The sequence below is a fragment of the Sphingomonas sp. LH128 genome (assembly GCF_000293195.2).
GTDB lineage: Bacteria > Pseudomonadota > Alphaproteobacteria > Sphingomonadales > Sphingomonadaceae > Novosphingobium > Novosphingobium resinovorum_A.
Genome location: NZ_ALVC01000180.1, coordinates 1 through 3,165 on the forward strand (window position 1 = coordinate 1; position 3,165 = coordinate 3,165).

6 protein-coding genes are annotated in these 3,165 nt (G+C 66.0%); 2 read left to right on the forward strand and 4 right to left on the reverse strand.

What is annotated here, in order from left to right:
* On the forward strand, positions 1 to 414 hold a 414-nt coding region (leuD, locus tag LH128_RS15290), incomplete at its 5' end, for a 3-isopropylmalate dehydratase small subunit (RefSeq protein ID WP_008830557.1).
* A 138-nt stretch (positions 415 to 552) separates the two neighbouring features.
* Here leuD and LH128_RS15295 read toward each other — a convergent pair.
* The 4 genes from LH128_RS15295 to LH128_RS15310 all read right to left on the reverse strand — a co-directional run bounded on the left by LH128_RS15295 (position 553) and on the right by LH128_RS15310 (position 2,448).
* Complete coding sequence (locus tag LH128_RS15295; RefSeq protein WP_008830558.1) at positions 553 to 1,068, reverse strand: AAA family ATPase; 516 nt, start codon at positions 1,066 to 1,068, stop codon at positions 553 to 555.
* Positions 1,065 to 1,640 carry a nicotinamide riboside transporter PnuC gene (gene pnuC / locus LH128_RS15300; RefSeq protein ID WP_008830559.1) on the reverse strand — a complete coding sequence of 192 codons (576 nt, stop codon included), beginning with the start codon at positions 1,638 to 1,640 and terminating at the stop codon, positions 1,065 to 1,067. The genes LH128_RS15295 and pnuC overlap by 4 nt, the downstream gene beginning before the upstream one ends.
* 28 nt (positions 1,641 to 1,668) lie before the next feature.
* The gene (locus LH128_RS15305; protein WP_008830560.1) at positions 1,669 to 2,016 is read right to left on the reverse strand and encodes an arsenate reductase; all 348 of its coding nucleotides are present in this window, start codon (positions 2,014 to 2,016) and stop codon (positions 1,669 to 1,671) included.
* Positions 2,017 to 2,127: 111 nt separating this feature from the next.
* The gene (locus tag LH128_RS15310; protein WP_008830561.1) at positions 2,128 to 2,448 is read right to left on the reverse strand and encodes an antibiotic biosynthesis monooxygenase family protein; all 321 of its coding nucleotides are present in this window, start codon (positions 2,446 to 2,448) and stop codon (positions 2,128 to 2,130) included.
* A 156-nt stretch (positions 2,449 to 2,604) separates the two neighbouring features.
* Here LH128_RS15310 and aroC point away from each other — a divergent pair.
* Positions 2,605 to 3,165 (forward strand): chorismate synthase (gene aroC / locus LH128_RS15315; protein WP_008830562.1); only part of this gene is annotated, 561 nt, incomplete at its 3' end.

Consider the following 3,165-nt stretch of genomic DNA (forward strand, 5'->3'; position numbering starts at 1 on the left):
CCGATCCTCATCGCGGGCGACAACTTCGGCTGCGGCTCCAGCCGTGAGCACGCCGCCTGGGCGCTGCTCGACATGGGCGTGACTTGCGTGATCGCGCCGAGCTTCTCGGACATCTTCTCGGGCAATGCCTTCAAGAACGGCATCCTCACCGTGGCGCTGCCGCAGGAGGCGATCGATCGCCTGATGGAAGTGGCGCAGGACGAGACGATCGACATCGACCTCGACACGCAGTCGGTGACCACGCCGTTCCAGGATCGCTTCACGTTCGAGATCGATCCGTTCCGCAAGCACTGCCTGCTGAACGGCCTCGACGAAGTGGGCCTGACGATGGCGCAGGGCGACACGATCTCGACCTACGAAGGCAAGGCACGCGAAACGCTGCCGTTCCTTGCCAGCCCGGTGCTGGCGGCCTGACCGCAAAATCCTCCCTGTTCCGAAGGAATGGGGAGGTGGCAGCCCGCAGGGCTGACGGAGGGGCCTCTCCCCCTCCACCACTCGCTACGCGAGCGGTCCCCCTCCCCATCGCTGCGCGACAGGGAGGATTTGGGGACCTTACCCCAGCACCCCCTCGATCGCCGCCACGGCCTTCGCCTCGCGCTCGGCCCAGGTTCCGGCGATGCGCACGAAGGTCACCCCGGCACGCACCAGCATGTCCTCGGCCAGCGCAGCGAAGCGGGTGCGGGTATCATCGGTCCCGAAAAAGCGGGTGCCGTCCTCCTGCCAGGGCACGTCGGGCTCGAACAGGAGGTAGAGGTCGGCCTTGGGATAGGCCAGCAGGGCTTCGGGTACTTCGCCGAACAGCATCTGCGCCCAGGCAGCGGTCATCAGTTGGTCGGTGTCGAACAGCAGGACCGGCGCGCCGTCGTCGTCCGACAGCGCCCGGCGATTGTGCCGGGCCTGCCCCTCGGCGATGACGAGAAGGTCGGTCATCGTCAGGTCGATGCCGTTTTCCTCGCAGTAGGTGCGGCCGTACTCCGGCACGAACGGCCAGCCGCGCGTGACGAGCAGGCGCTCGCACAGCACGGACTTGCCGGTGCTCTCGGCGCCGTGGAGGCAGACGGTCTTCATGCCTGTGTCCTGTAGGCGACGATCCATTCCCGCAAGGCCAGCACCGACATCAGGAGAAATACGACGTAAAGCCCCGCCGTCGCCCACAAGTCCTTGTGAACGTAGACTGCGATGGACGCGATATCGACGGCGATCCACAAGACCCAGTTCTCTATGCGGCGAAACGCGAGCAGGATCTGCGCGGCGATGCTGGCCCCGGCAATCGCGGTGTCGGCGTAAGGCAGCGAGGCATCGGTAAAGCGGTGCATCACCCAGCCGAGGTTGAGCGCCAACGCCGCCGTCGCCGTCAGCCAGACGACGCGGCTGAGGTTGCTCAGCAGGCGAACGGGCACGCGGTCGTCGCCCTCGCCGCCGGTCTTCGCGGCGCGCAGCCAGAGCACCCAGCTCCACCCCTGCGCCACGAAGAAGAAGACCTGCAGCCCCGCCTCGCCGTAGAGCTTCGCCTCGAAGAACACGGCGACGTAGAGCGCCACCATGGCCATGCCGAACGGATAGTTCCACACGCTGCGCCGCACCAGCAGCGCAATGTTGGCAAGACCGAGCGCGGCCGCGATCCATTCGACGGTGTTCATTGCCCCGGCCCCCGAAACAGTCCCCGAATCAGGCCAGCGCCGCCGCCCATTCCGGCTCCTTGAAGCCGACGAGGATGCCGCCGGGATATTCCACCACCGGCCGCTTGATGGTGCTGGGATTGGCGGCCATCAGCGCAGTCGCCTTCTCGGCGTCGAGGTCGGCCTTGTCGGCATCGGGCAGCTTGCGGAAGGTGGTCCCGGCGCGGTTCAGCACCTTGTCGAGCCCGGCGGCGTCGATCCACGCCGCGAGCTTTTCCGGGTCCGCGCCTTCCTTCTTGTAGTCGTGGAACGTGTACGCGATCCCCTTCGCGTCAAGCCAGACACGCGCCTTCTTCACCGTGTCGCAGTTGGGGATGCCGTAGAACTCGATCGCCATGCCGTACCTATCGCCCTGAAACGCAGGCACAAGTTACGGTAAGGAGCCTGCTTCACGCGCGGCGATACACCAAGCCGCGCGCGATGCATACCGGCAAGAACATGGGGCCGATCAGCCCGGCAGCCTTGCCTTCATGTCGAAGCGCTGCACCTTGGGCATATCGCACGTGTAGAGCGTGTAGCTCTCGTAATATTCCTTCATGCCGCGACGCTGGACCATGAGATGCTCGGCATTGCGCGCCCAGGCGGCGGCGTGCTCCGCGCTCTCCCATTCCGACATCGACAGCACTTCGCCGTCGTCCGCCGTATAGCTGCGGAACAACAGGAATCCCGGCTGCTCGGCGGCCATCGCCTCCATGGCGACGGCGTCGTGGATATAAGCGTCAACGTCGATGTCGGCGCGCTTGCGGTTGCGGAAAAGGACAAGGAACATTTGCGCTCCCTGCATCGCCGCAATCGGTTGTACAAGTGATCAAAAGCGCCATTGTGACTTGCGATTTGTCCCGCTTCGGGAAGATCGCAGCCGCTTCGACCACAATCAGCGCTCCACTGGACAAATCGCGCGATTCCCGACAAGGCGCGAGGCACCATGAGCATGAACAGCTTCGGCCGCCTTTTCCGCTTCACCACCTGGGGTGAGAGCCACGGACCCGCCATCGGCGCCGTCGTCGACGGGTGCCCGCCCGGCCTCGCGATCGACGAGGGCGTGATCCAGCCCTTCCTCGACGCGCGCCGTCCCGGCCAGTCGAAGTTCACCACCCAGCGGCAGGAGCCGGACCAGGTCCGCATCCTCTCGGGCGTTTTCGAAGGCAGGACGACAGGCACCCCGATCAGCCTGATGATCGAGAACGTCGACCAGCGCTCCAAGGACTATTCCGAGGTCGCCGTCGCCTATCGCCCCGGCCATGCCGACTACGCCTATGACGCCAAGTACGGTTTCCGCGACTATCGCGGCGGCGGGCGCTCCTCGGCGCGCGAGACCGCCAGCCGCGTGGCGGCGGGCGCGGTGGCGCGGCTGGTAATCCCCGAGGTCAAGATCCTCGCCTACGTCTCCGAGATCGGCGGCGACATGATCGATCCGGGCAAGTTCGACGAAGCCGAGATCGCGGGCAACCCGTTCTTCTGCCCCGACGCCGCCGCTGCGGCGCGC